The sequence below is a fragment of the Anoxybacillus andreesenii genome, assembly GCF_030813005.1.
GTDB classification, from domain to species: domain Bacteria; phylum Bacillota; class Bacilli; order Bacillales; family Cytobacillaceae; genus Robertmurraya; species Robertmurraya andreesenii.
The window spans coordinates 182,604-207,401 of record NZ_JAUSTU010000006.1 but is presented as its reverse complement, the minus strand read 5'-3'; the positions used below and the strand labels follow the sequence as shown (position 1 = coordinate 207,401).

The following is a 24,798-nucleotide window of genomic DNA, read 5'->3' as shown; positions in this document are numbered from 1 at the left end:
AACCAAAATTTATTTTAACACCAGGTTGGGATTTTTTTAATACATCGCTATAAGCTTTCCAGAACCCTACGCCTAGCGTAGGGTTTTCTTTCTACGAAAAATAAAGCCACCCATACTCTTAAGGTGGCTTGAACTGATTAATGTAGATAACGCTTTACATCTTTATAGAAATTCTCTCTCGTTCCAAAATAGACGAATATTATGTGATTATCCCCTTCGAAATATTGATAGCAAATTCGCAATGAAACTTGTTGAAACTTGAAATCTAAGGATCTTAAATCCTTTAGGTCGCCTTTTAAGGGAGAACCAATGGATGGTTCCTTTAATATTTCTTCTTGGTGCTTAATAAATTCTTCGTAAAGCTTGCTATTGCTTTTCTCTACCTTTTTCAAGATTCTTTCCATTTTCTTCGTCGAAGAACATGTCGAGCCCATTAAAATCGTCTCCTTCATCCTCCTCCGACACCGCATCACTTGTTATGTCATTTAGAAATCCATCAATACGGTTATCCAAAAACCTGTTGTATTCTTTCACTCGACGTGAAAATTCATCTGCTAAATCATCACCAGAAAACCCTTCACTCATCACATTTTGTAGGATCGTTTGAATATCTTGATCTTGAATAGACTTTTTTTGTTCTGGTTTGATTAGTATAGCGTTGTCTAGCAAATAAGCATGGACCGTTTCTTCTATTCCTAAATAATCAAAAAAAGCCTTTGGTATCGTGAGTTGCCTTTTAGATGTAATTTTTATATCCCTATACTCACGAATATTCCCGAATTCGTTAGCGCCCTCTGCAATTTGTATTTTCATATTATTTATCATCCTTTTAGTTTCTCAACTTCTATTTACAGTCTCTACGAACAACTACTTTCTCATATTTTTTGGTTTATGTGTTTACTTCAACTTTTTTCCCAGTTAAATTTGTTCGACTATGTTTTGTGTTTTTTAATATCTATTAATGTTTATTTGCTTTTTTATATAATGTTTCAGCTACTAGTGGGAATATAGATGGTATATATCCTTACTAAGTAAGGTTACTCTTATTATACCCATATTTTATAAAAAAACAACCTTACTAAGTAAGGAATTTAAAAAAGTTGTTTTATTCTGTTTGCACATAACTTGGTTGATACTGTTTTTGAAGAAGAATGCATGGCTACTGTGCCGAAGATTCTTCGAATAAGCCAAAGAATAAGGATAAGAAGAAAACAACGTTTCTTCGTTGAAAGGTTGTTTCATCGTCTATTTCTTCACAACCGTCTAAGTTAGTCGCTCCTCCAATCAACTCTTGCCCCGTTACTTTAAGTATATTTATTCACAACCTCTCCCCTTAAAATTGGGAAGAACCCCAACAGCGTAGCTTTGACCAGCAGTCCAATTCCAAGACTCATTATATGCTGTTTCTTTTACGGTAAAAGGGATATGATTATTAGCTGATATAAAAAAGAATGGAATTGATGAATTTAGGTAAACGTCTGCATATTGGCTTTTAGCGGCCTCTGAAAGATTATTTTCCCTGATAAATACTGCGTCATAAGACTTCAGTTCTTCACTTGCCATTTCATCAAATGAGATTTTTGTAAATATCACTTGTTCCTCATTTACCATAAGTATAGTTTATCCTCTTTTCACTAACCTGCTCCGACAGTGAAAAAGCATTCCTGCTTGTTCCGGAAACGCACGCTTTCGCTAACGTACAATTATTCACAAAATTAATTACATCATTACAGCGGCCAATGGAAAATTTATATATTTGGAAATAATACTAAAGATACGTCTTTAAATTCATTGAGGAGGTACATTATGAAATTTATCTTAGGTAGCATTTGTTTTTCCTTCTTACTCTTTATTGGCATTTCAGTAAATGCAGAAAAAATAAGAAATGAAAAGGAACAATTGATACTTTACCCAGCAAACCGTGACAAAGTAATTAGGCAAAGCCCAGATCAGTTTTATAAAGAGTTACAAACAGAATTTCATTACAAGGAGTATTCTGGTGCAACATTAAGCAAAAGGGAAAAGGTTCTATTTAAAGACATTGATAAATTTGTCTATAAGTACAAAGATGGTGAAGTACAATATTCTTATCCTGATTCTAACATTAAAGAGTTTTATCCTGCTCCAAACCCTAATAGGCAGGTCTATTTTCTTATGAGCGTAAAAGAAACAGAAAAAGAATTTAAAGGACAATATGCTATATATGATGCCGAAACAAAACAGTTTATATCATTACTATCTTGTTTTCGAAAAGTTATAGTATCTGGATGCTAATCCAATCAATTATTGATTTCCTTAACTATTTCTTTCATTACCCCTTTTAAAATTTCCAGTAATCTTTGCCATTATTAACTGTGCTTCCGTTGTACTTTCTGCAACACTAATTTTCTTTAGAAATTTCTCTGCTTCTGTTCCTTTCAAGACTTTTACTTGTCTGCCATTATAGTCCAGAAAGACTGTATTATCTTTTGTTACTCGAAAATTAAAAGGTTCGTCATCTAAACGATTTCTTTTATCGATATTATTCATTATCTTTTTATCATCCCTTTATTATTATTTTTAGCACTAACCCGCAACGGTAAGGAAGTTGCAACCTTGAACTCCCCACCACTTAGCATCTATTACGAGCTGTTTGAAGTGGGGGGATTGATCAATCCCCATTTATCTATGAATCCTTACATTATATTCCATAATGCAATTTTCAGCCATTATGATTTACCCTTATTAAGAAAACAACGATTCTTCCTTGAAGAGTTGCTTTTCTCTTATTCTATTTCTTCCAATAAAGCAACCATTCGTAAAAAAAAAACGACTGCCCTTATTCAGCAATCGCACGCGTTCCAACCTATTTTAATTTCCTTCTCTTTATAAACATAAACAAGAACACCATTGCTACCATAATAAGAATGGCATAAACAAAATTTGAGTAGATGTCCATTTTTTCCACAATAACTTCCCAGTTAGAACCTACCGATGCCCCGAGGTTGACTAGTACAATATTCCAAATCAGCGTTCCGACAAAAGTAAAGGCAAGAAAAACTCCAAAATTCATATTGGACATCCCTGCTGGAATTGAAATTAGGCTTCTAATTAATGGGACAAAGCGGCAAAAGAAAACTGTCCATGAACCATATTTATCAAACCAGGCATCTGCCTTATGTATATCATGTTTGGTCACTCTTAGAATATGACCCCATTTATTCACGACCTGTTCCAATCGTTCCACACCAAACTGGAGTCCAAGGACATAGAGCACAATCGCCCCAATCATTGAGCCGGCGGTAGAAGCAATCACGACTCCAACAATGGTTAAATTCGTTGTCGAGGTCATAAATCCACCAAATGTCAAAATCACCTCAGATGGGATAGGTGGGAAGATATTCTCCACCGCAATTAGGAGCATAATCCCTACATAGCCATAGTCATTCATAATGTCCAGCAACCAATTTTCCATACTGAGCTCCTTCAATTCAATAAATTCACGCTACCTAAAATAGTTTAACAGAAATAAACACCCATTAGATCATTTTCACTAAAGAGACTCGTCCACTCTATAAATTATACGATTTGAACCTGCTAATATGAATGATCAATATTTTTTCTTTTTTCGTGAACGAAATAGATTTCCCATTCGTACTATCTTTAGTTCGCAATTATTTATTAAATTATCACGAATCGAGGGTGCAAAAATGAAGGTATTTCTGATTTTCTGGATCGCTTCCGTCATCGGTGCGATCGCGGTCACGCCATATCAATTTAAGATGTTGCAAGGAAAAATAGAAGAGGAGCGAAGAAACAAACCAGGAAAAAAGGTGCCGTCTACACCTGTCCTCATGCTCATTAGTGTTTTTCAGTCAGCCTTATTATTAGGGGTGGCTTCCTATGTAGGAACAAGATTTGCCCCGAAGGTGGACTTACATTGGTATATAGTAGATAACTGGTTGTTCGGGATAGACATTCCTTACTCTGTTCCCACTATGATTGTCGTGGCTATTCTTGCAGGCTTACTATTATCTATTCTGATTATCGCTATTGATATGGCCTTTGCTAAGAAGATGCCGAAGATAGACATGCCGCTTCCATCAAGAAAACAATCCTTACTAGCCTCATTGTATGGCGGAATCTCTGAAGAAGTGTTAACAAGACTTTTCATTATGACGATTACTGTTTATTTAACTTCATTGATTGGATTAGAAGACAGCGCCTATTGGATTGGTATTGTAGTAGCCGCACTATTATTTGGAGTCGGTCATTTGCCAGCAGCGATCCAAGCCATCGGTAAGACGAAGGTCGTTGTCATCCGTACCATCCTATTAAATACCATTCCTGGAATCGTTTTTGGTTATTTGTATTGGAAATACGGAATTGAAATCGCAATGATCTCACACTTTGCTGCAGACATTGGGTTACATGTTGTGTTCGGCCCATGGTACCGAAATAAAATCGGACAAAAATAAAAAGGGGATCTCCCCTTTTTTTGCTTAGATTAAGGTAAACCCACTCAGTAGAATCATAATCGCTAATATCGTTCGCAACGGCTTTGCGGGAAATTTAGAGGACAAACTGCTTCCTATCATCACTCCCGGAATGGAACCGACAAGAAGGTTAAACATTAATAAATAATCCACATGCCCGATACCCGCATGGAGTAGGCCAGCCACCGTCACCAATAAAAAGGCATGTGCGATGTCGGTTCCGACTAATTCGGATGGGGTCATTTTGTATAAAAAAAGCATCGCTAGCGCAAATAAGGAGCCCGAGCCAATCGAAGTCAACCCGACGATGAATCCCAGGGCTGCACCGATTCCAATAGTCAATGCTTTCTTTTCTTCCAATGACTTCAGCTGAATACGATTTAACTGAAACCTTTCTTTCATAAAAGTCTTAATCAAAGTCGTGATGGCCACGACAATTAGAACATAACCAAGTGCATGCTTAATGATTTCATCCTGATTTTGAAAAAAGGTATCGAAGAGATGAAGAATTCCCACCGCACAGGCTGCACTCGGAATACTTCCGATGGCTAAATATTTCACAAGCTTTAGATTTATTGTCTTTTGGCGCCAATGCTGAACCGAACCGAAAAATTTTGTAATGGAATTATAGGTAACAAATCCCCTTCGGTCAGTTGGAACGGAGCCCGTAATAAAGCTATTGATGCAGGGAAGGACTAATCCTGTTCCAATACTGCTAATCACAAGTACCGCAAAAAAAGGAACCAATTTTTCAAAAAATACGAGCACAGAGAATGAAATCGTCATCAGTAGCAAACCTATGACAATCAGAGTTTTCATCAACCTCATCTTTTTCCCAATCTTGCTCCCTGTGATATAAGACGTTGTTGTCATGAAAAGCAATGGAATAGCAAGGATTCCACCCTTTAAAACACCATCAATTTGATGCTCTTTTTCGAGAATATCGGAAATATAAAACAATATTCCAAATAAAGTAAACAAACAGGTTGCCCCAGTTAAATAAGCAACAAAAAGCCAGCGTCCTTCCGTCTTAAAAACGGAAAGCAGGCCCTTCACATACTGTCCAACCGGAGGTGGTTCCTTTTTTGTCTTTTTTTCCTTGATAAAAAATATCGTTAATAAAACAGAAATTAAGCAAAAAACGGGAAAGGCAAAAAAAGCTGCGTACCAGAATAGAAGGGCAAATAAGGACCCGATAATCGGACTGATCACCTTTCCAAATCCGTTGGAAGCCTCGACTAGGCCTAGAACCTTACTCTGTTCTCCCCCTTTGAACAAGTCACCCGTCAATGCCATCGCAATAGGGGCTGTACCTGCTGCTCCGATTCCTTGCATAATTCTTCCCGCCAAAATCCATGTATATGCACTGGAAAACCATGCCGCTGCAGCACCCGCAAGTAGCCCTCCTGACCCATACAAAATAAGAGCAGGAATGATAATGGCCTTACGAGAAAAACGATCAGATAAATAGCCTAGTACAGGGATAGAAATGGCAGCAGCAATGGAGAATACCGAAATAATTAAACTTACCTTAAATTGGGTTATATCTAGTTCTGTTTTCATCTTAGACAGGATCGGGATAAGCATGGAGTTCCCCAACACGAGAATGAGCGGGATAGAGCCAATGGCAAAAATGGTCATCCCTTTATGTTTTCGCTCAGACAAAATCGAACACCCCTATCCAAATACGAATTTAAAGAATAGCCAATGAACCTATTTTATTGTTTGAGTTGATTTCGAAGAATATACAAAGCTTGATAAATTTACCTTCAGTTACATCAAGCCTATTTCCATGTGTAAAAGCCCAATATATACACATTCACCCAGATTATGAATATAACTATCCTAGGAAAAATAGAGGAGGCTTACGCCCATGGATTTTTTGCGATTGCCGAAGAGAACTACTGGAAGTAGAAGCTATGGCCTTACTTCTATTGTTGATTTCGGTACGCCTGTAGGTGAGTTAAAGCATATACTTGGTGATTATCACCAGTTCATTGACATCGCCAAAATTGGCATTGGCTCAGCCTATATTGCGCCAAACCTAAAGGAAAAAATCAAGCTTTATCAAGAATATGGAATCCGTCCCTATTTCGGTGGAACTCTGTTTGAAAAATGCTATCTGCAAAATAAGCTTTCAGAGTACTTGAGCTGGTTAGCTGAATTAGGCATAGAATGGGTGGAGGTTTCAAACGGCACTTTTGACATTCCATTGGAAGAAAGACTGGAGATTGTGTCAGAGTTCAAAAGAGATTTCTGGGTGATTGCAGAGGTAGGTTCCAAGGATTCCGAGTGTGATATGCCTGTTACGGAATGGAAACAAGAAATAGATTACTTTTTGAATGCAGGCTGCCAATATGTCATCACAGAAGGCAGGGACTCAGGCACTGCAGGTATCTATGATCAAAATGGCCGAATTAAATCAAATCTCGTCAAGAACCTGCTAGAAGAACTCGATGATAAAAAAATAATTTTTGAAGCCCCTACTCACAAGCATCAAATGTACTTTATTAATGAGATTGGTCCTAATGTGAATCTTGGAAATGTAAAATTGGCTGATGTATTGATTTTAGAGGCACAAAGACAAGGCCTTAGAAGCGAAACCTTTTACTTGGAGGAGCAGGAATGGAAATTACCCTTATAAGGCATCTCCCAACAGAATGGAACAAGAAGCATAAGCTTCAAGGAAAAAGGGATATCCCCGTCCTGCCAATTTCGGTAAAGGACCAATGTGACATGCTGGATAATGCACTACTTTTAAGAGGAAAATGCTTTGAATATGTTCTTTGTAGTGCTCTACAAAGAACAGAGCAAACAGCCTTCGCCTATGGATATGAGCCCATCAAAGAATCATTATTAAACGAATTAGATTTTGGGAAATTCGAGGGACGTCCAAAGAGTGAACTTCTTGCAGCTTACGGAGACCAATGGCTTGAAAATCCTAGAGAGATGGTTCTCGGCGAAAGTCTCTTAAATTTAGAACAGCGGATTATTCATTTTTTGAAAAAATACAAGGATGCTTCAAGCATCTTAGTCTTTGGCCATGGCTCCTGGATGCGAGCATTCATCTCCTATCATAAATATGGACATATCAACAAAATGAACAAACGAACCGTAGAAAATAATGAATCCATTTCACTAGAATTTATGACGGTCGAAGCGTAGAAACGAGGTGATTTACTTGGCAGAGTGTTTAACCTATGAGAACTGGGGTGAGCCGATCTTCGATGATCGTTCTGATTACTATGAGGTATTAAAATGGGCTTTCCAAGAATATGGGGATGACATTGTCTATGCCTGCAGCTTCGGAGCAGAAGGCATCGTACTTATCGATCTCATTTACAAAGTCAACAAAAGAGCAAAAATCAAGTTTCTGGATACTGGGCTCCATTTTGAAGAGACCTACGAATTAATTGAACAGGTTAAAGACCGCTACCCCAGCCTTCAGATCGAGATGGTGACACCTGAGCTAAGCTTAGAGGAGCAATCAGAATTACATGGAGAAAAGTTATGGGCACAAAACCCCAATCTTTGCTGCCATCTTCGAAAGGTCATTCCTCTCGAAAAAGCTCTAAAGGGTTCAAAGGCGTGGATATCTGGGTTGAGACGTGACCAATCCCCTACAAGAAAGACAACACAATACATCAACAAAGATGAAAAATTCAAGAAGATCAAAATCTGCCCGCTCATACATTGGACATGGGACGATATTCTCAGCTACATCCATCTCAATCATCTTCCCTATAACCCCTTACATGATGAAGGCTATCCAAGCATCGGCTGTGCGCCATGCACACGGCCCGTGAATCATTCAGGAAACCTTAGAGAAGGCCGCTGGGCAGGACTGAACAAAATAGAATGTGGGCTGCACTTAGAAAACTAATGTGAAAAAAGGAGTTGTAAAAATCGTGTCAAAAAGCATTCCACATGGTGGAAAACTAATTAATCGAATGAACCTTCATGCAATGGAAGACTATTCACGAAATTTCGTTGAGATCGATTCGTTCGAGCTAAGCGATTTGGAGTTAATCGCAAATGGCGCCTACAGCCCATTAGAAGGCTTCATGAATCAAAAGGATTATGAGTCCGTCGTCTATCAGATGAGATTGTCAGGTGGGCTGCCTTGGTCTATTCCTATTACGCTAGCGGCAGATCGAGAGAAGGTGCTCGAGCTAGAAACCGGTGAAACGATCAATCTCATATACGACGGAACCATTTTTGCGACGATGGAGCTTGAGGAAATCTTCTATCCCGACAAAGAAGTAGAAGCCCTAATGGTCTATAAGACCATGGATTTGAACCACCCAGGGGTACAGAAACTAATGAATCGTCCTGATTACTATTTGGCAGGGCCGATCACCCTCTTGAAAAGACCCCCTAAAGATAAATTTGTGGACTATTATATAGATCCTGCCGATACAAGACAACATTTTCAAGAGTTGGGCTGGAAAACGATTGTTGGATTTCAAACCCGTAATCCTGTTCATCGAGCCCATGAGTATATTCAAAAATCCGCATTAGAAATAGTCGATGGCCTTTTTCTACATCCCTTAGTGGGCGAAACAAAGGCTGATGATATTCCAAGTGAAATTCGAATGAGAAGCTACCAGGTACTGTTGGAGCACTATTATCCAAAGAAACGTGTATTCTTATCTGTCTTCCCAGCTGCCATGCGCTACGCAGGCCCACGAGAAGCCATTTTCCACGCCATCGTTCGCAAAAACTTTGGCTGTACCCATTTCATTGTGGGAAGAGATCATGCAGGTGTTGGAAACTACTACGGAACCTATGATGCTCAGAAAATTTTCTCCCATTTTAGTGAAGAAGAGCTTGGGATTAAACCATTATTTTTCGAGCATAGCTTCTATTGCACAAAATGCGAGAACATGGCTTCTGAGAAAACATGTCCCCATGATCGTGAGCATCATGTCATCCTTTCCGGTACAAAGGTCCGCTCCATGCTAAAGAACGGCGAACTCCCTCCTAAGGAGTTTAGTCGGAAGGAAGTCGTCGAGATCTTAATTCAAGGAATGAAGGAAATTTACGTAAATTGACAACTTAGACCGTGTAAAGGATGTTAGAAATGAGAAAAAGTAATCATATCACGTGGCATCAGGCCACCATTTCCAAAAAAGATCGTCATTTACTTAATGGACACAAGAGCTGTGTTCTGTGGTTTACTGGACTATCTGGCTCGGGCAAGTCCACATTGGCCAACGCAGTGGACCAGGCCCTTTATCAACATAAAGTTCAAAGCTTTTGTTTAGACGGTGACAACATTCGCCACGGCTTAAATAAAGACCTCAGCTTCCGAAAAGAAGATCGAAAAGAAAATATTCGTAGAATCGGGGAGGTCGCAAAGCTCTTCGTCGATAGTGGGCAGATCGTTTCCACTGCATTTATCTCACCCTTTCAAGAGGATAGGGAATTAGTCAGAAGCATGTTTCTTGAAGGAGAATTTATTGAAATCTATCTCAAATGTCCATTACAGGTTTGTGAAAGTCGGGATCCAAAGGGGTTATATAAGAAGGCGAGAATAGGAGAAATTCCTGAATTCACTGGAATTTCGTCCCCTTATGAAGCACCTACAAATCCAGAAATCATCATTGAAACGGATCGAATGACGATTGAGCAATCAGTTATAAAAGTATTGTCCTATTTAAAAGGAAAGAAGATCCTTTAATATCGGATCTTCTTCTTTTCCCTCCATTTCAAGACTAAATTAATCTCTTAGTCTAAATTTACTTATCAATCCTCTTAAGATCTCTGCCCTCTCCGCTAACGCTGTGGCGGAAGCAGTGACTTCTTCAAGTGTCGCTAATTGTTCCTGTGAAGCCGAGGCAATTTCGGATGTGTTATTGGAAGAAATTCTTGCTAACTGAGCTACTTCTTCTATTAATGTATGAACCTGTTCGATACTGGCAGACATCTCTTCTGAGATAGCAGAAAGTTCTTGTGTTTGGGAATTCACTCCCTCGATTGATCTTAGAATTTGGTCAAATGTCCTTCTTGTTTCTTCCGCTAATATAAGTCCGTTCTTTGCGATTTCATTTCCATCATTTGTTATTTCCGCGGCTTTCCCAGTATCTTTTTGGATCAGTTGAATAATCTCTCCAATTTGATTAGCTGATTTCCTCGATTGCTCCGCAAGCTTCCTTACTTCATCAGCTACTACAGCAAAACCCTTGCCATGCTCCCCCGCTCGCGCTGATTCAATAGCTGCATTTAATGCTAGTAGATTGGTTTGATCGGCAATATCCGTTATAACGCTTATAATTACTCCAATTTCATTCGTTCTGCTTTCTAAAGCCTTCATCATAGAATTTGTATCCGTTGTGGAACGATAAATTTCATCCATTTGTCCAACAACCTTATGAATATATTCATTACCGATAGTGGCCTGCTTCGTTGTTTCACTTGCTGATTCTGCTACCGTTCCTGTCGAATCAGCAATTCGTTGAACTCCAATCGTGATTTCAGCGATGGCATTCACACTCTCCTCTGTGTTTCTTCCCTGGATTTCAATCGTATTAGAGACTTCTTGAATGGATTGAACAACCTGGTTTGTTGCAGAAGTCGTCTGTTCACTACTCGCCATTAATTCCTCAGAAGAAGATGCGACCTGCTCAGATGTAAGGTTTACCTCATGAATAATCTCTCTCAATGTTTCTGCCATTTCGTTGAATGATGTAGCTAATTTTCCAATTTCATCTCTACTTTTTACCTTAATAGCTTCAATCATTAGGTTGCCTTTCGTTATTTCTTCTGCTCCCTTTGAAATAAGCTGAACAGGACCGGAAATACTTTTACTCAAAGTTAAGGCGATTGCTACACCCATCAAAACGGCAATAATACTAATAATAAGAACAGTAACCATGATAAGTTTCGTTTGCTTTGAGAGCTCTTTACTAATAGCGTTTAGATTCTTTTGCTGATAATTTAATAGTTCATTTGCTAGTGCTGTTAATTTCTCTTTAGCTGGTTGGCCTTCTTTTTCCATGGCATGAATATATCGCTCTGAATAGTCTAATTTCTTATATTCAATCATCTTACTTGCAATAGCAGAGTACTCTACCTCTGCCGCCATGATATTATCGATAAGGGTCATACCTACTTCTTCGTCTGTTGTTAATGTTCTCAATGTTTCAATCGTATTTTGAAAATGTTCTCTAGTAGTATTGAAACTGTTTAACGAATTTTCATCCCCGCTTATCAAATAATTTTGAATATACATAATTTCATCAGAATTGCTTAATACTAAATCATTGGTAAGTTTAATTTTTTCTGTGCTGCCTTCTAGCAATAAAGCGTACCTATTATCAATTTTCTCAAATTGAAAGTAAGTAATTCCTGTTACTATCGCTAACAGTAAGATTATCGAAAAAAAACTAAGAAGGATTTTTTTCCTAACAGTCATATTCATATTTTTATCCACTCCTTTCGCTTCTTTCAAAGCAAGCAAAAAACCTGAAATAAAATAATCCATAGTAATAAATAAGCTACTATGGATTATTATTTCTCTAAAAAGCTTTACCTGTGGATCCAAATAGTCGGATTTTTCCTCTAACCGTTTCTTTCACAGCTTCTCGGCCATAGCGAATATATTTACTAGCATCATAAATGTCTGGATCTTGATTTAAAATGTTTCTCACGGTTTTAGAAAAGGCCAGATGATTGTCTGCATTTACATTAATCTTTGCCGTTCCTAGTGAAATGGCCTTTTTTATCTGTTCTGCAGGTAACCCTGAACTACCATGTAGGACCAATGGAATACCAACGATTTGAGATATTTCCTTCATTTCCACAAACCCAAGCTTAGGTTCCCCTTTGTATAGCCCATGAACGGATCCTAAGGCTGGAGCTAAACAGTCAATTCCCGTCTTCTTGACTAACTCTGCACATTCGTGTGGATCAGCATATATTGATTCTTCCAACACAATGCCATCTTCTTCTCCAGCGATGCTTCCCAATTCTGCTTCAACCGTTATTCCACGTCTATGAGCGTATTCAACAACCTGTGCTGTTAATCTTACATTTTCTTTAAAAGAATAATGGGAACCATCAAACATAACAGAGGTAAATCCTGCATCTATAGCAGCTTTACAATTTTCCACACTAGATCCATGATCTAAGTGAAGTGCTACTGGAACGGTAATGGACATCTCATTCATTAGTGCTTTTACTATAGCCACTGCGACTGAAAAACCACCTAGATAATCAACCGCCCCTTCAGTCACCCCCAGAATAACAGGAGATTTTTCTACCTCCGCTGCTTCTAAGACGGCCTGCGTCCATTCGAGATTATGTATATCGAAATGCCCAACAGCATAGCCCTCACTTAAGGCTTTTGTTAGCATTTGTTTAATTGAGACTAATCCCACCTTGACGTCCTCCTTCCCAAGATAAGGACTTAAGTAAATTTAATAATGATGAATGATTTCACTTAATTAAGCTTCGCTAAAATTTCTCTAATAAAAGCTGGCTCATCCTTTGGAGTCCTTGAAGTAATGATGTTTTGACTTACCACAACTTCTTCATCTTTGTATTTTGCACCGCTATTAATAACGTCATCGCGAATACCAATATAACAAGTAAGTTCTTTCCCCTTAAGAATATCAGCACTTATCATGACCTGTGGACCGTGACAGATTCCAGCAATTATTTTCGTTTGATTATTTAGAGCCTTTACAAATTCTACTATTTCTTGATTAACCCTCAATTCTTCAGGTGCACTACCACCTGGTATGACTACTGCATCAAACTCACTTGCATTAGCTTCAGAGGCTGCTAGTTCAATTTCATAAGAAACTGTATTTTTCTTTCCTTCGCATATTATTCCTTTTGCATTCCCGATAATGACCGTCTCATGTCCTGCTTCCTTGACTGCTTCATATGGATTTTTCATTTCAGAGTCCTCGAAGCCTGGTGCTAGAAGAAAAGCTACTTTCGCCATTTTATTACCTCCAGAAGAAATTTTTTTAAAAAAGGGAAAGCCCCTACCCTATATAGTAGAAGCTTCTCCCTAAGTTAACTAGTCAATCCCTATTGAAAAATTAAGCCTTAGTGCTGACGTTTGTTAGGTCAAGGAAGAAATCATAAGCCTCTTTATCCGTGTACCCCTCATGAACTACTTTATTTACAGCTTGAATCATTTCCTCAGGGAAATTTGATTGGAAAATGTTTCTTCCCATATCAACTCCAGCTGCTCCTCCTTGGATGGAGTTATAAGCTAAAGTTAAAGCGTCCTTCTCATGAATCTTCTTTCCACCTGCAACAACCAACGGTACAGGACAAGCGGCCGCTACTTTTTCAAAATCATCGCAATAATATGTTTTAACAATTGAAGCACCAAATTCAGCTAACATTCTCGTTGCTAACAAGAAGAATTGAGTAGTTCGCTCCATTTCTTTTCCTACAGCAACAACACCTAATGTAGGAATCGAATATCTAGTGCCTAGATTAACCGCTTTATTCAATTGTTCAATAGTTTCTTTCTGTCCGTCCGCACCAATGAAGGTTTGAATTGCTATTGCGCTAGCATTCATTCGAATGGCATCTTCAATGTCAACTACCATTGATTCATGACTTAAATCATCCTGTAAAACACTTGAACCTGATGATGCTCTTAATGCGATAGATTTATTGAATGTAGGGGGGACACTACTTCTAATCGCACCTCTAGTACCCATCAAGCAATCTGCATAATTTGCTAACTTTGGAATAAGAATATCTAATCTTTCCAACCCAGATGTTGGGCCCATAAAGTACCCATGATCAAATGCCAGCATTACGGTTTTGCCAGTCTCTGGATTAAAAATTCTTGATAATCGGTCCTTCATTCCCCAGTCTAAGTTTGAAGCACCTTTTACATGATAGTTACCATGATTTGAAAATGGAACATCCTCTGAAAAATTTTTCGCTGCCTTATTTCCAATAATATCTGCCACTTTTATCTTCCTTTCTTTGCTGTAATTCTATGAATCTTTGAGATTAGAAATCATAGTCTTTTGTATTATCCTTTGTAAAAACCGTTCTTTCTGGTAAAACAATGATCCCTGAATCATCAGCTTCATAGTCATAGCCTTGAATTTTATTAGACTCTACTTTTACTTGACCAATTTCAGGAACATCTAATGTATCGCCTACTTTTAACTCATTGCCTAGCGCTAAGTGATAAGCAATATAGACCGCGAGTGCACCTTGGTCCTTAACATCCCATAAACCATGATTTTCAATTGTGTCATTTTCAATATACTGTCTCATTGAGTTAGGTGTTGCGAATCCTGTAATAATGACATCCTTTTTGTTTAAACCCTTGTTTTGAGCTGCCTGTGCCATTGCTGGAAGGGCAGTTGAATCAGGGCAAATGATAATATCAATATCAGGGTAAGTATCTAAAATACTTTCACCTACTTGAAGAGATAATTGTTCGTTCCCTTCACCAAATTGAGTAGTAACAACTTCCCACTTAGGGTATTTTTCTTTTATATATTTATTTGCATAATCAACCCATGAGTTTTGGTCAGGAACAGTTGGACTTGAGTAGAACCAAGCTACTTGTTGTGCTTCATTCGGATTTTCAAGTTGGCCTGCTGCCATATCTACAAGCATTGAACCTAATAATTCCGGTGTACCTTGATTGATATAAGCTGTTCGATATTTAGGATCAACATCGGAATCCCAAGTCACTACTTTGATTCCTGCATCTAATGCTTTTTGTAACGCTTGATTCAAGCCGTCAGAAGAAACCGACGAAATTGCAATTGCATCTGCACCACTATTTACTGCACTGTTAATAATTTGAACTTGGTTTGCAACGGTACCTTCAGGTGCACCATCATACTTAACTTTAAAGCCGATCTTCTCAGCCATTTCTTGAGCACCATCATTTCCAGACTCAAAGAAGGAGTTTCCTGTCATTTTTGGAATGAAGACTACTTCAATATCCTTTGCATCCTTTTTTCCTCCATTGTCACCTTTTGGGGTGCTTCCAGCATCGTCACTATTACAAGCTGCTAATAACATTGTTGATAGAGCCAAACCTGTTAATGCTTTAAAGAATTTTGATTTACGCATTTAGACTACCTCCTCTATCCTTTTTAATAGTTAATAATCTTTTCATGCTTGTCTTGATTTCTTGACCTCCCATTAAAGCTACCGAAATAATCAAGAGAAACCCTGTAGCTAAGCCTATATACTGTGTTTGGACCCCACCCATCTGCAAGCCTAATTTTAGAAAACCTATAATAATACTTGCGAGAGCTGTCCCGATAACACCCCCTTTACCGCCAGTTATTAAGGTGCCTCCTAATACAACAGCAGTTAATATCGGCATTAAATATTCAGCACCAAAATCTGCTCTGGAACTCCCTAAGTATGATGTCAAAATAACCCCAGCAATCCCCGCACTTAGCCCTGATAATACATAGGTACTAGCCATTATTTTTCGAGTATCAATCCCTGAGTACTCTCCAGCATTTTGGTTGATTCCAGTTAAATAAATATATCTACCATACCTAGTCCTATGTAAAAGGATATAGGCGATGAGCAGCATGACAACAAATACGATAACGGAGTGTGGAATACCAAATAACTTCCCATTTGCTAAATTAATGAACCCCTCCGAAAATCCAGAAATTCCTTCATAAGTACTTGCTCCGGATATACCAACCAGCACTAGTGCAATACCACTATACAAGAGCATTCCACCTAGTGTAATAACCATCGCTTGAACTCTGGCATAGGCGATTAGAATACCATTTAATAAGCCACATAAGCCGCCAACTAATACTGCTAAAAGTGCAGCGCTCCAGATATTCATCCCAACCACTTGAGCCAATAATCCTGTAACCACTGAAGTTAGTCCAATAATAGAGCCTCCAGATATATCTATACCGCCAGTAATAATTACGAAGGTAACAAAGAAAGCGATAATCGCAATTCCTACAAAATCGTTAAAACTATTTAATAGAATGTTAATATTCCAGAATCTTGGATTGATCATGCCGAAAATTACGACTTCTGCTACTAAAGTTGCTAGTAATACTAAGTTCCGTTTTGGTATTTTTTTCATCATACTAACCTCACACCTCCTCCTGATAGTTTAGGACCCTTGCATTTAATCTTTCCTTTATTGTTTTCTTGGTGTTGCGGCGTGAAATTATTGCATCAACAACAACGATTATAATTAAAAGAGAACCTGAAATGGCTGAGTTCCAGAATGCAGGAACCTTCAAGAATACGAGTGCAGAGTTAATTGAGCTCATGATAATAGCGCCTATTGAAGCACCAACAATGGATCCAATACCTCCACTTAAACTTACCCCTCCCAGGACAGCTGCTGCGATAACCGTCATTTCGATTCCTACTCCAGCCGTTGTTGATATAAATCCAATCTGACTAGCAAATATTAATCCTGCTATAGAAGCACAAACACTATTAATGACGAAAGCGATAATTTTAAATCTCTTAACAGGTATTCCGATTAATACCGCACCATCCTCGTTATCACCAATAGCAGCGAAATATCTTCCCTTTTTACTATTAGACAAGAAAAGATGAACAAGAATGACTGCTAAAATAACAATAATGGTTAGGAAATTTATTCCCAAAACTTTCATTTGTGAAATATGTTTAAAACTTTCTGGAAGATTCTCAACCCATTGACCTTTTGTAAAAATAACTTGGGTCACCCTAACAATTTCCAACATCCCTAACGTCATAATAAAGGAGGAAATTTTTAATTTAGTAACTCCAAAGCCATTAATTAAGCCGATTACAGCACCAATTGCGATAGCCGTTATAACAGCTATAAAAATGCTCCCTCCATCTCTAAGAATAACTCCACTTACAGCAGCACTTAGCCCTAGCACTGCACCGATTGAGATATCGATTTCACCTGTTAACAAGACGAATGTCATCCCCATCGCTAACACAATATAGAGCAAGCTGTTTTTGAGCGCATTTTGAATATTTCCAGCTGAGATGAAATCAGAGTTTACTAGACCTACAATAATGAAAAGTAAGACTAGGAATATAATTGTCCTAAATTCTCTATGCTTATGAAAGCTTGTAAGTTTAGGCATGTCTTTCACTTCCTTTATATGTGCCAAAAGCTGCATTCATCACGTTTGTTGCATTTATTTCATCTATTCCTAAACAAACCCTACAGGTTCCTCGGTAAATTGCATAAATTCTATCACTGATTCTTTCAATTTCTTCTAAATCAGATGAGATGAGTAAGATCGAGTAACCCTGCTCTTTCAACTGCATAATAATGGAATAGATATCACTTCTAGCAGCTGCGTCAATTCCTCTTGTTGGTTCATCCATAATTATGAGCTGTGGATTTGTTGATAAGATTCTTGCAATTACTACCTTTTGTTGATTTCCACCAGATAATGATTTAATCTCGTCATCATGACTACTAATCTTAATGCTTAGTTTGCTTACATATTCATCGGTAATCTCTTTTTCAAATTTTTTATCGAGGAAGAAACGACGCTTCTTAATTACTTGAGCGGTTACATTGCTACTCACAGAACTAATGGAAAAAATTCCGTTTAAGAATCTGTCTTCAGGAATGTATGCTAACCCGCTTTCAATCGTTTCATTAGCTGCTAAATCCGTGATATCTTTACCATTCAAATAAACTTTTCCACTTTGAACTTGGTTAATACCATAAATAGCCTCTGCAATTTCAGTTCTCCCAGCCCCAACTAGACCCGCAAGACCAACAACTTCTCCCCTATATACATTAAAACTAATATCTTTAAAGCCATCTCCACAAAGTTTCTCTACCTTAAGTATTGGCTCTTCGTGACTACGATCAATATATTCCTTCCGAAAAACGTTACTCTCGCCTTTCTCACTATCAAGAGGCAATAGTCCCTTGATTAACATATCCTTTGTGAAGTTATTAATTTGACCTTTAAGGGTAACTTTACCATCCCGTAAGATAACTGCATGTGTGGAAATTTGAAAGACCTCGTCCAATCGATGTGTGATGTAAAAAATCCCTACTCCAGAGGCTTTTAATTGTTCAATCAATTTAAACAAAGACTCAGTTTCTGCAAATGTTAACGAAGAGGTTGGTTCATCCAAGATAAGAACTTTTGCGTCTCTTAACAGCCCCTTAATAATTTCAACCTGTTGCTGTTCTGCTATGGATAACGATAGAGCAAGTCTATTTAGATCTAAATTCCAACCTAATTGCTCGATTAGACTTTTCGCAGACTCCCTGACTTCAGCCTTAGTTTTATCAAATCCAATGGTAAGGTTCTGCTCAACAGTCATATTTGGAAATAATAATGGCTCTTGTGGAACTAGGTATATCCCCAACTTATTGGCGATTGCAGGGCTATAATTCGAAATCTTATTTCCCCGGATTTCTATACTACCTTCATCCTCTTTATAAACACCTGTTAAAATTTTCATTAAAGTGCTTTTTCCCGCTCCATTACCGCCAATAATGGAAATAACCTCTGATTCACTTATTTCAAGAGAAACACCTTTTAGAACTTTGTTTTGATTAAATGATTTCTGGATATTTTCTAATTTTACGAGCAGTCTTGAACCTTCCATAAAAGCCCCTCCATACCTTCCTAAAAAATACGTGTATGTATCCAGTTAGAATTGAAATCGCTTTCTTTAATTAATCCAAATTATAAATAAAAACAATTTATTAATCAAGTATCATTTTATTATTTTTTTAACTATTTCGATTGTTCACTAAACGTACATATATTTAAATCAAGATAGATATACAATTCACGAAGGATACTTATAAATTAAGGGATTACATCAACTATATCCCTCTCAAAATTATTCATCACTAATATTGACTATCTTTTTTTATTGTTGCTATAATGAAGATGCTAACGAAACAATTGTTTATGCTAATATATTTTGTTTAACTAAATAAATTTAAAAGAGTGATAAAAAAATGGGATATGAAAATGATTTAATCGTAAAAATTGCATGGCAGTATTATATTGAAGGTTTAACACAAAATGAAATTTCTGAATCGCTAAACCTTTCCAGGATGAAGGTAATTAAATATCTTGAGAAGGCAAAAACGAATAATGTTATCCAATTCAAAATTAACCTAGAAGAAATGGATAACATTAACATTCAAAATAAGATCAAAGAAAAGTTCAATCTAAAGGATATTTATATTGTTCCAACCTCAAGTGAAAAAGTAGAGAGCCTTACCATTGCTGCTGCTCAATATATTGAAGATCGTATTACAAGCGACACCATGCTCAGCATTGGCTATGGGGAAGCAGTCTCGAAAACGCTCGCACACTTGAGCATATCTACAAAATATAAAATAACATTCGTTTCTTTGTCTGGTGGTGTGAAATTCTACATGCCAACTGCAATTGATACAAGGTCTGACTACTATACAAATCCAAATTATAATCACTATATTGTACCTGCACCTTTGCTTGTAGCTTCAAAAAATCTCGCCGCCCAGCTTCTGGAGGAAAAACCGGTAAAAAAAATATTGGATATGGTTCCTTATTCTAATATCACAGTAATTGGAATTGGCGCATTGAATGACAGGGCCACTTTAATCAAAGAAGGATACCTCAATACGAATGATTTTGAAATATTGAAGACTAGAGGCGCTGTCGGTGATTTGTTAAGCCAATTTTACGATATTAATGGCAATGTCTTGGATTTGGATTTTCACGAGAAGCTTATCAGCACTGAAATTGATGTATTAAAATCACTTAATCATGTTGTAGCGGTTGCTGGGGGCCTTGACAAAAAGGATGCCATCATAGGGGCACTTAGAGGGGGATATATTGATGTACTAATTACGGATGAATTGGTTGCCAACAGTCTAATTTCAGATGAATCTTAGTGAATCAAATGAAAGGGTGGTTATTCATGGAAAAATACTTAATGGCCATTGATGCTGGTACTGGAAGTGTAAGAGTCATTTTATTTAACACACTCGGAAAGGAGTTGTATGTCGCTCAATCCGAGTGGACACACAAAGAGGACGTTCGATACCCAGGTTCAATGGATTTTGACATTGTTACAAACATCGCAATCATTACTAATTTAATCAAGGAAACCATCACAAACAGCAGGGTAAATCCAGAAGATATTCTAGCCATTTCTACAACGAGTATGAGAGAAGCAATCGTCCTATATGACGAGACAGGAAAAGAATTATGGGCCTGTGCGAACGTTGATTCCCGGTCCAATAATGAGGTTTCTAATTTGTATAACATAAGCGATACAATTGAATCTGATCTTTATAAAATTTCGGGTCAAACATTTTCTTTAGCGGCAATCCCAAGGATTCTCTGGGTCAAAAATAATCTTCCTGAAACATACGATAAAATTAAGTATGTCACGATGCTCAACGACTGGATTACCTACCGCTTGTCTGATGTAATTTCAGTAGAACCATCAAACGGCTGTACTTCTGGCCTTTTTGATATTAAGAAAAGGACATGGGATTCCAACATTGCAAAGAATGTAAATCTAAGAGAGGACATTTTTCCAATCGTTCATGAAAGCGGTACAGTAATTGGTCAAGTAACTAAAGAAATGTCAACGCTTACAGGATTAAGTCCAGAAACATTAGTAGTTGCTGGAGGTGGGGATGCACAGCTAGGCTGTATTGGTGCTGGAGTAATCAACGAAGGAGATGCTGCAGTATTTGGCGGGAGTTTTTGGCAATATGAGTATACTACAAACAATGTTCAAATCGATGACGAATGCAGGGTAAGAATCAACTGCCACGCCGTCCCAAATACTTGGCAGTATGAGGCCATTGCCTTCTTCCCAGGTCTCGTCATGAGATGGTTTAGGGATAGCTTCTGTGAGTTTGAAAAACATTTTCAAAAGGAAACAGGCGAAAGTGTTTATGTTCAAATGGAAAAGCGGGCTCGCGATGTACCTCCTGGTAGCTATGGCATGCTAGCTACATTTTCCGATGTCATGAACTATAAGTCTTGGAAGCATGCAGCCCCAAGCTTCCTTAATTTCCAACTGGACTCAGAGAAATTTAATAAAGTGAGCTTTTATCGCGCCATTATGGAGAATGCCGCATTTGTCACAAAAGGAAACATTGAGTTAGTCAATGATATTACAAACACTTCTCCTGAATCAATTGTTTTTGCTGGTGGTGCATCTAAAAGCGAATTATGGTGCCAAATCGTTTCCGATGTACTGAACAAGCCATTAAGGGTACCGGTAGTTAGAGAGTCTACTGCTCTTGGAGCTGCCATTTGTGCTGGAGTAGGTGCAAATGTTTACAATAACTTTGATGATGCGATTGCAAAAGTCATTCAATTTGAAAAAACGTATTATCCGATTAAAGAGAATAATGCAGTTTACGAAGAGCTGTACAAAAAATGGAAAGAAATTTACAAAAAGCAATTAGAACTAGCTGACAATGACTTGACAGAACATATGTGGATAGCACCGGGAATTAAATAGAATACTAGATGGAGTGATTACAATGACAATCGTTAACGAGAATGATAGAGAATATAGATTTGGAGACAGTGGTCCAAAATATTTATTAAGAGGACCAAGAATGAATTTTGGTATTGTTGTTTTAAAACCTGGGCAGGATTTCCAAGCTCACTATCACAATATTATGGAGGAAAACTTCTTTATTCTCGAAGGAGAGTTAGAGATTCATATAGATAGTGAAATTTTCCAGTGCAAAAAAGGAGATTTTATCCATGTAGAACCAAAAAAGGTTCATTATTTAGTCAACAAGGGCGAAACCGACTTTAAAGCTGCTTTTATGCTTTCACCTTTCCAAGAAAAAGATAAAGTTGATGTAGAATATAACCCTCCCGTTTAATTGGAATAAAAATAGAATGAAAGTTCTCTCCCAGCTCAAAAGCAAAGAAGATCCTTTAAAGCATAAGGATCTTCTTTTATTTCTTCCTCCAACTCGGGATCAAAATGCCTCCTGGATAAATTTTAAGATTATAAATAAAGTCAATAATATTGGTCGAGATAAATTGACAGATAATCGCGAAGATAACAATTTTATAATCAATGACGAGGGCGGTTAATAAAAAGATCAGCAGGTTAATCCCCATCATCACCTTACCTGGACTCCACTTCTTGTAGGAGGCAATCATCAAGGCGGGAATAACCATTCCCCCACTGGATGCCCCTGCACGAATGAGGATGCCTACGCCAATACCAAAAAAAATACTACCTCCTAAAATATCCAGTATGATATGCCAATGTGGGATTGGGAGAAAATACGAAGATAGGATCGTGACAGTAGTGGAGGTTGTCGCCACAGCTAGAATCGTTCGAAATGTCCATGTGTAGCCAAAATATTTCAAAGCAAATACAAGGAAAACAATATTAGCTAACCATAAAGAAAAGCCTAAAGGCAGTTGAAACCAATGATTCGCTAAGATGGCCAAGCCAGCCGCACCACCCGATGGAATGGAATGGGGAAACAAGAAGATGGACATCGCCATTCCTTGTAGAGATGCTCCTAAAAATAGCGAGCAATAAATTAATAATGTTTTATACATTTCTTGTTTCCCTCCCAACCAGGCTTCTCCCCTTGTCCATTTTATGAATGATGAAAAGAGAATATGAATTCACTTCTGAATTCTCTCTTAGTTGCATCACTCTTTTTTTATCCGGACAATCAGCAACATGAAAAAGGATAGAAGGACAATGGAAATGACCCACATCCATGCCATTTTCATATTACCAGAATCAATGGCTATATAAATGGCTGTAGGAATCGTTTGTGTTTCTCCCGGAATATTACCTGCGAACATCAGAGTAGCTCCAAATTCACCCAAGGCCCGTGCTATGCTTAATATACTTCCAGAAATAAGGGCTTTTGAAGCTAACGGAATAGAAATAAATAAAAAAATTCTCCATTCACTTGCTCCATCTACCCGAGCTGCGTCCTCTATGTCACGGTTAACCCCCTCAAATCCCGATTTTGCGGATTGATACATAAGTGGAAATGCTACAACGATGGAAGCAATGACAGCTGCCCACCATGTAAAAATGATGGGCTGCCTAAAGATCCATTCGATTGCCTGTCCTGCCAAGCTATTCTTCCCAAAGACGACAATAAGAAAAAATCCAACAACTGTAGGTGGGAGAACCATCGGGAGCATGAGAATGGTCTCCAAAACGGCTTTCCCTCTAAAAGTTCTTCTAGCGAAAATTCTTCCTATCAACGCTCCAATGAAAATAACGATAATACCCGATATCGTAGCTACCTTTATTGATAGCCAAATTGGACTTAAGAATTCTTGCATGAATTCTTTATTTAGTAGTAAATCCATATTCCTCAAATACCTTTAGAGCAGCATCACTTTGTAAATACTCATAAAATTCTTTTGCTGCTTCGTAATGTTTTGAATCTTTAATGATCCCAAGTGGATAAATAATTGGAGTATGTGTTGCCGGATCGGCTGACGCAACAATTTCAATTTTGTCAGAAACCAATGCATCGGTTTTGTAAACAATTCCAGCGGCCACATTACCAGTTTCAACATAAGATAAAACCTGACGAACATCCTTTGCGTAAACTACTTTTGATTCAACATCTTTCCATATATCCATCTTTTCAAGAGATTCTTTTGCGTATTTTCCTGCAGGCACTGATTCAGGAGTCCCGATTGAAATTTTGCCTACCTCTTCTTTTGTAAGATCTTCAAAACCTTTAATCGATTGATCCCCCTTTGGAACAACTAATACAAGTTCATTTCCAAGCAGATCCAATCCATCTTCCTTTGCAATATTCCCTTCCTCTACCAATAAATCAAACTTATCTTCTGCTGCTGAGAAAAATAAATCAACTGGCGCTCCTTGAGAGATTTGCTGCTGCAAAGAACCGGAGGCTCCAAAGTTGAATTTCAAAGTTACTTCAGGATGTTTTTCTCGATATGTCTGCCCGATCACATCCATTGCATCTTTCAAACTTGCTGCTGCAGAAATCGTTAATTCCACCTTCTCCTTACTTTCTTTTTTTGGTTCCTGCTTGTCTGAAGATTGATCTGTATTCTCATTATTCGAACACGCTACCGCAAACATAAGTACAAATAAGAGAATACCAACGAATTTAAACCACTTTTTCATTTTGCACCTCTGCCTTATGAATATAATTAGTTATAACCATTTATAACTAATTATAGTTTATTATAACTAGTGATAAAAATAAATGACTAATCTCACAGTTTTAGAATACACATATCCTTAGTTTTTTCCCATTATCCGTCTAATTAAATGCAATCTTCTATTTTTCAATCAAAAAATGATGTTATTTAATATGAGCAAACACAAAGGAATAGCC

27 protein-coding genes are annotated in these 24,798 nt (G+C 37.7%); 10 read left to right on the top strand and 17 right to left on the bottom strand.

The window, feature by feature from the left end:
• Positions 1-137: 137 nt before the first annotated feature.
• The 3 genes from J2S07_RS08600 to J2S07_RS08590 all read right to left on the bottom strand — a co-directional run bounded on the left by J2S07_RS08600 (position 138) and on the right by J2S07_RS08590 (position 1,611).
• Entirely contained in the window at positions 138-404 is a 267-nt protein-coding gene (locus tag J2S07_RS08600; RefSeq protein WP_307150012.1) for a type II toxin-antitoxin system RelE/ParE family toxin, read from the bottom strand.
• On the bottom strand, positions 367-813 hold the full coding sequence (locus J2S07_RS08595) for an AbrB/MazE/SpoVT family DNA-binding domain-containing protein (RefSeq protein WP_307150011.1): 447 nt from the start codon (positions 811-813) through the stop codon (positions 367-369). The genes J2S07_RS08600 and J2S07_RS08595 overlap by 38 nt, the downstream gene beginning before the upstream one ends.
• 501 nt (positions 814-1,314) lie before the next feature.
• The gene (locus J2S07_RS08590) at positions 1,315-1,611 is read right to left on the bottom strand and encodes a hypothetical protein (protein WP_307150010.1); all 297 of its coding nucleotides are present in this window, start codon (positions 1,609-1,611) and stop codon (positions 1,315-1,317) included.
• Positions 1,612-1,806: 195 nt separating this feature from the next.
• Here J2S07_RS08590 and J2S07_RS08585 point away from each other — a divergent pair, with 195 nt between their 5' ends.
• On the top strand, positions 1,807-2,274 hold the full coding sequence (locus tag J2S07_RS08585) for a hypothetical protein (RefSeq protein WP_307150009.1): 468 nt from the start codon (positions 1,807-1,809) through the stop codon (positions 2,272-2,274).
• 21 nt (positions 2,275-2,295) lie between these two features.
• Here the strand turns inward: J2S07_RS08585 and J2S07_RS08580 are convergent, their stop codons facing one another.
• On the bottom strand, positions 2,296-2,529 hold the full coding sequence (locus tag J2S07_RS08580; RefSeq protein WP_307150008.1) for a hypothetical protein: 234 nt from the start codon (positions 2,527-2,529) through the stop codon (positions 2,296-2,298).
• A gap of 316 nt (positions 2,530-2,845) precedes the next feature.
• On the bottom strand, positions 2,846-3,454 hold the full coding sequence (locus J2S07_RS08575) for a DedA family protein (RefSeq protein WP_307150007.1): 609 nt from the start codon (positions 3,452-3,454) through the stop codon (positions 2,846-2,848).
• A 235-nt stretch (positions 3,455-3,689) separates the two neighbouring features.
• Between J2S07_RS08575 and J2S07_RS08570 the strand changes: the two genes are divergently transcribed.
• Positions 3,690-4,457: a CPBP family intramembrane glutamic endopeptidase gene (locus J2S07_RS08570; protein ID WP_307150006.1), complete on the top strand. Its 768-nt coding sequence runs from the start codon at positions 3,690-3,692 to the stop codon at positions 4,455-4,457.
• 24 nt (positions 4,458-4,481) lie between these two features.
• Here the strand turns inward: J2S07_RS08570 and J2S07_RS08565 are convergent, their stop codons facing one another.
• Positions 4,482-6,143 carry an MFS transporter gene (locus tag J2S07_RS08565; RefSeq protein WP_307150024.1) on the bottom strand — a complete coding sequence of 554 codons (1,662 nt, stop codon included), beginning with the start codon at positions 6,141-6,143 and terminating at the stop codon, positions 4,482-4,484.
• 205 nt (positions 6,144-6,348) lie between these two features.
• Here J2S07_RS08565 and J2S07_RS08560 point away from each other — a divergent pair, with 205 nt between their 5' ends.
• From J2S07_RS08560 to cysC, 5 genes are read left to right on the top strand one after another with little or no spacing between them, the layout of a single operon-like run.
• On the top strand, positions 6,349-7,119 hold the full coding sequence (locus tag J2S07_RS08560) for a phosphosulfolactate synthase (protein ID WP_307150005.1): 771 nt from the start codon (positions 6,349-6,351) through the stop codon (positions 7,117-7,119).
• Positions 7,101-7,640 (top strand): histidine phosphatase family protein, encoded by a 540-nt coding sequence (locus J2S07_RS08555; RefSeq protein ID WP_307150004.1) that lies wholly within the window; start codon positions 7,101-7,103, stop codon positions 7,638-7,640. The genes J2S07_RS08560 and J2S07_RS08555 overlap by 19 nt, the downstream gene beginning before the upstream one ends.
• A 16-nt stretch (positions 7,641-7,656) precedes the next feature.
• On the top strand, positions 7,657-8,358 hold the full coding sequence (locus J2S07_RS08550) for a phosphoadenylyl-sulfate reductase (protein WP_370872804.1): 702 nt from the start codon (positions 7,657-7,659) through the stop codon (positions 8,356-8,358).
• Positions 8,359-8,383: 25 nt separating this feature from the next.
• Positions 8,384-9,529, top strand: coding sequence for a sulfate adenylyltransferase (gene sat, locus J2S07_RS08545; protein ID WP_307150003.1), 1,146 nt, complete (start codon positions 8,384-8,386; stop codon positions 9,527-9,529).
• Between the two features lie 29 nt (positions 9,530-9,558).
• Positions 9,559-10,158, top strand: a complete 600-nt coding sequence (gene cysC, locus J2S07_RS08540) for an adenylyl-sulfate kinase (protein WP_307150002.1) — start codon at positions 9,559-9,561, stop codon at positions 10,156-10,158.
• 39 nt (positions 10,159-10,197) lie between these two features.
• On the opposite strand, the gene J2S07_RS08535 is transcribed toward cysC, so the two are convergent.
• The 8 genes from J2S07_RS08535 to J2S07_RS08500 all read right to left on the bottom strand — a co-directional run bounded on the left by J2S07_RS08535 (position 10,198) and on the right by J2S07_RS08500 (position 19,058).
• Positions 10,198-11,898 (bottom strand): methyl-accepting chemotaxis protein, encoded by a 1,701-nt coding sequence (locus J2S07_RS08535; RefSeq protein ID WP_307150001.1) that lies wholly within the window; start codon positions 11,896-11,898, stop codon positions 10,198-10,200.
• Between the two features lie 97 nt (positions 11,899-11,995).
• Positions 11,996-12,856, bottom strand: coding sequence for a class II fructose-1,6-bisphosphate aldolase (gene fba / locus J2S07_RS08530; protein ID WP_307150000.1), 861 nt, complete (start codon positions 12,854-12,856; stop codon positions 11,996-11,998).
• Positions 12,857-12,918: 62 nt separating this feature from the next.
• Positions 12,919-13,428 (bottom strand): type 1 glutamine amidotransferase domain-containing protein, encoded by a 510-nt coding sequence (locus J2S07_RS08525; protein WP_307149999.1) that lies wholly within the window; start codon positions 13,426-13,428, stop codon positions 12,919-12,921.
• Positions 13,429-13,528: 100 nt separating this feature from the next.
• Positions 13,529-14,422 (bottom strand): 3-hydroxy-5-phosphonooxypentane-2,4-dione thiolase, encoded by an 894-nt coding sequence (lsrF, locus tag J2S07_RS08520; protein ID WP_307149998.1) that lies wholly within the window; start codon positions 14,420-14,422, stop codon positions 13,529-13,531.
• Between the two features lie 43 nt (positions 14,423-14,465).
• Positions 14,466-15,551: an autoinducer 2 ABC transporter substrate-binding protein LsrB gene (gene lsrB, locus J2S07_RS08515; RefSeq protein ID WP_307149997.1), complete on the bottom strand. Its 1,086-nt coding sequence runs from the start codon at positions 15,549-15,551 to the stop codon at positions 14,466-14,468.
• Complete coding sequence (locus J2S07_RS08510) at positions 15,544-16,551, bottom strand: ABC transporter permease (protein WP_307149996.1); 1,008 nt, start codon at positions 16,549-16,551, stop codon at positions 15,544-15,546. The genes lsrB and J2S07_RS08510 overlap by 8 nt, the downstream gene beginning before the upstream one ends.
• Before the next feature lie 7 nt (positions 16,552-16,558).
• Positions 16,559-17,560, bottom strand: coding sequence for an ABC transporter permease (locus J2S07_RS08505; protein ID WP_307149995.1), 1,002 nt, complete (start codon positions 17,558-17,560; stop codon positions 16,559-16,561).
• Entirely contained in the window at positions 17,553-19,058 is a 1,506-nt protein-coding gene (locus J2S07_RS08500) for a sugar ABC transporter ATP-binding protein (protein WP_307149994.1), read from the bottom strand. The genes J2S07_RS08505 and J2S07_RS08500 overlap by 8 nt, the downstream gene beginning before the upstream one ends.
• 361 nt (positions 19,059-19,419) lie before the next feature.
• On the opposite strand from J2S07_RS08500, the gene J2S07_RS08495 reads away from it, so the two are divergent.
• Genes J2S07_RS08495 through J2S07_RS08485 form a run of 3 tightly spaced genes read left to right on the top strand, consistent with a single transcriptional unit; the run spans position 19,420 to position 22,314 of the window.
• On the top strand, positions 19,420-20,346 hold the full coding sequence (locus J2S07_RS08495) for a sugar-binding transcriptional regulator (RefSeq protein WP_307149993.1): 927 nt from the start codon (positions 19,420-19,422) through the stop codon (positions 20,344-20,346).
• Positions 20,347-20,372: 26 nt separating this feature from the next.
• Positions 20,373-21,938 (top strand): autoinducer-2 kinase, encoded by a 1,566-nt coding sequence (gene lsrK, locus J2S07_RS08490; protein WP_307149992.1) that lies wholly within the window; start codon positions 20,373-20,375, stop codon positions 21,936-21,938.
• Positions 21,939-21,960: 22 nt separating this feature from the next.
• Complete coding sequence (locus J2S07_RS08485; RefSeq protein WP_307149991.1) at positions 21,961-22,314, top strand: cupin domain-containing protein; 354 nt, start codon at positions 21,961-21,963, stop codon at positions 22,312-22,314.
• A 76-nt stretch (positions 22,315-22,390) separates the two neighbouring features.
• Here J2S07_RS08485 and J2S07_RS08480 read toward each other — a convergent pair whose 3' ends face one another.
• The 3 genes from J2S07_RS08480 to modA all read right to left on the bottom strand — a co-directional run bounded on the left by J2S07_RS08480 (position 22,391) and on the right by modA (position 24,584).
• Complete coding sequence (locus J2S07_RS08480) at positions 22,391-23,011, bottom strand: YitT family protein (protein ID WP_307149990.1); 621 nt, start codon at positions 23,009-23,011, stop codon at positions 22,391-22,393.
• 96 nt (positions 23,012-23,107) lie between these two features.
• Positions 23,108-23,788: a molybdate ABC transporter permease subunit gene (gene modB, locus J2S07_RS08475; RefSeq protein ID WP_307149989.1), complete on the bottom strand. Its 681-nt coding sequence runs from the start codon at positions 23,786-23,788 to the stop codon at positions 23,108-23,110.
• On the bottom strand, positions 23,769-24,584 hold the full coding sequence (modA, locus tag J2S07_RS08470; protein ID WP_307149988.1) for a molybdate ABC transporter substrate-binding protein: 816 nt from the start codon (positions 24,582-24,584) through the stop codon (positions 23,769-23,771). Before modA ends, modB begins: the two co-directional genes overlap by 20 nt.
• Between the last annotated feature and the right edge of the window lie 214 nt (positions 24,585-24,798).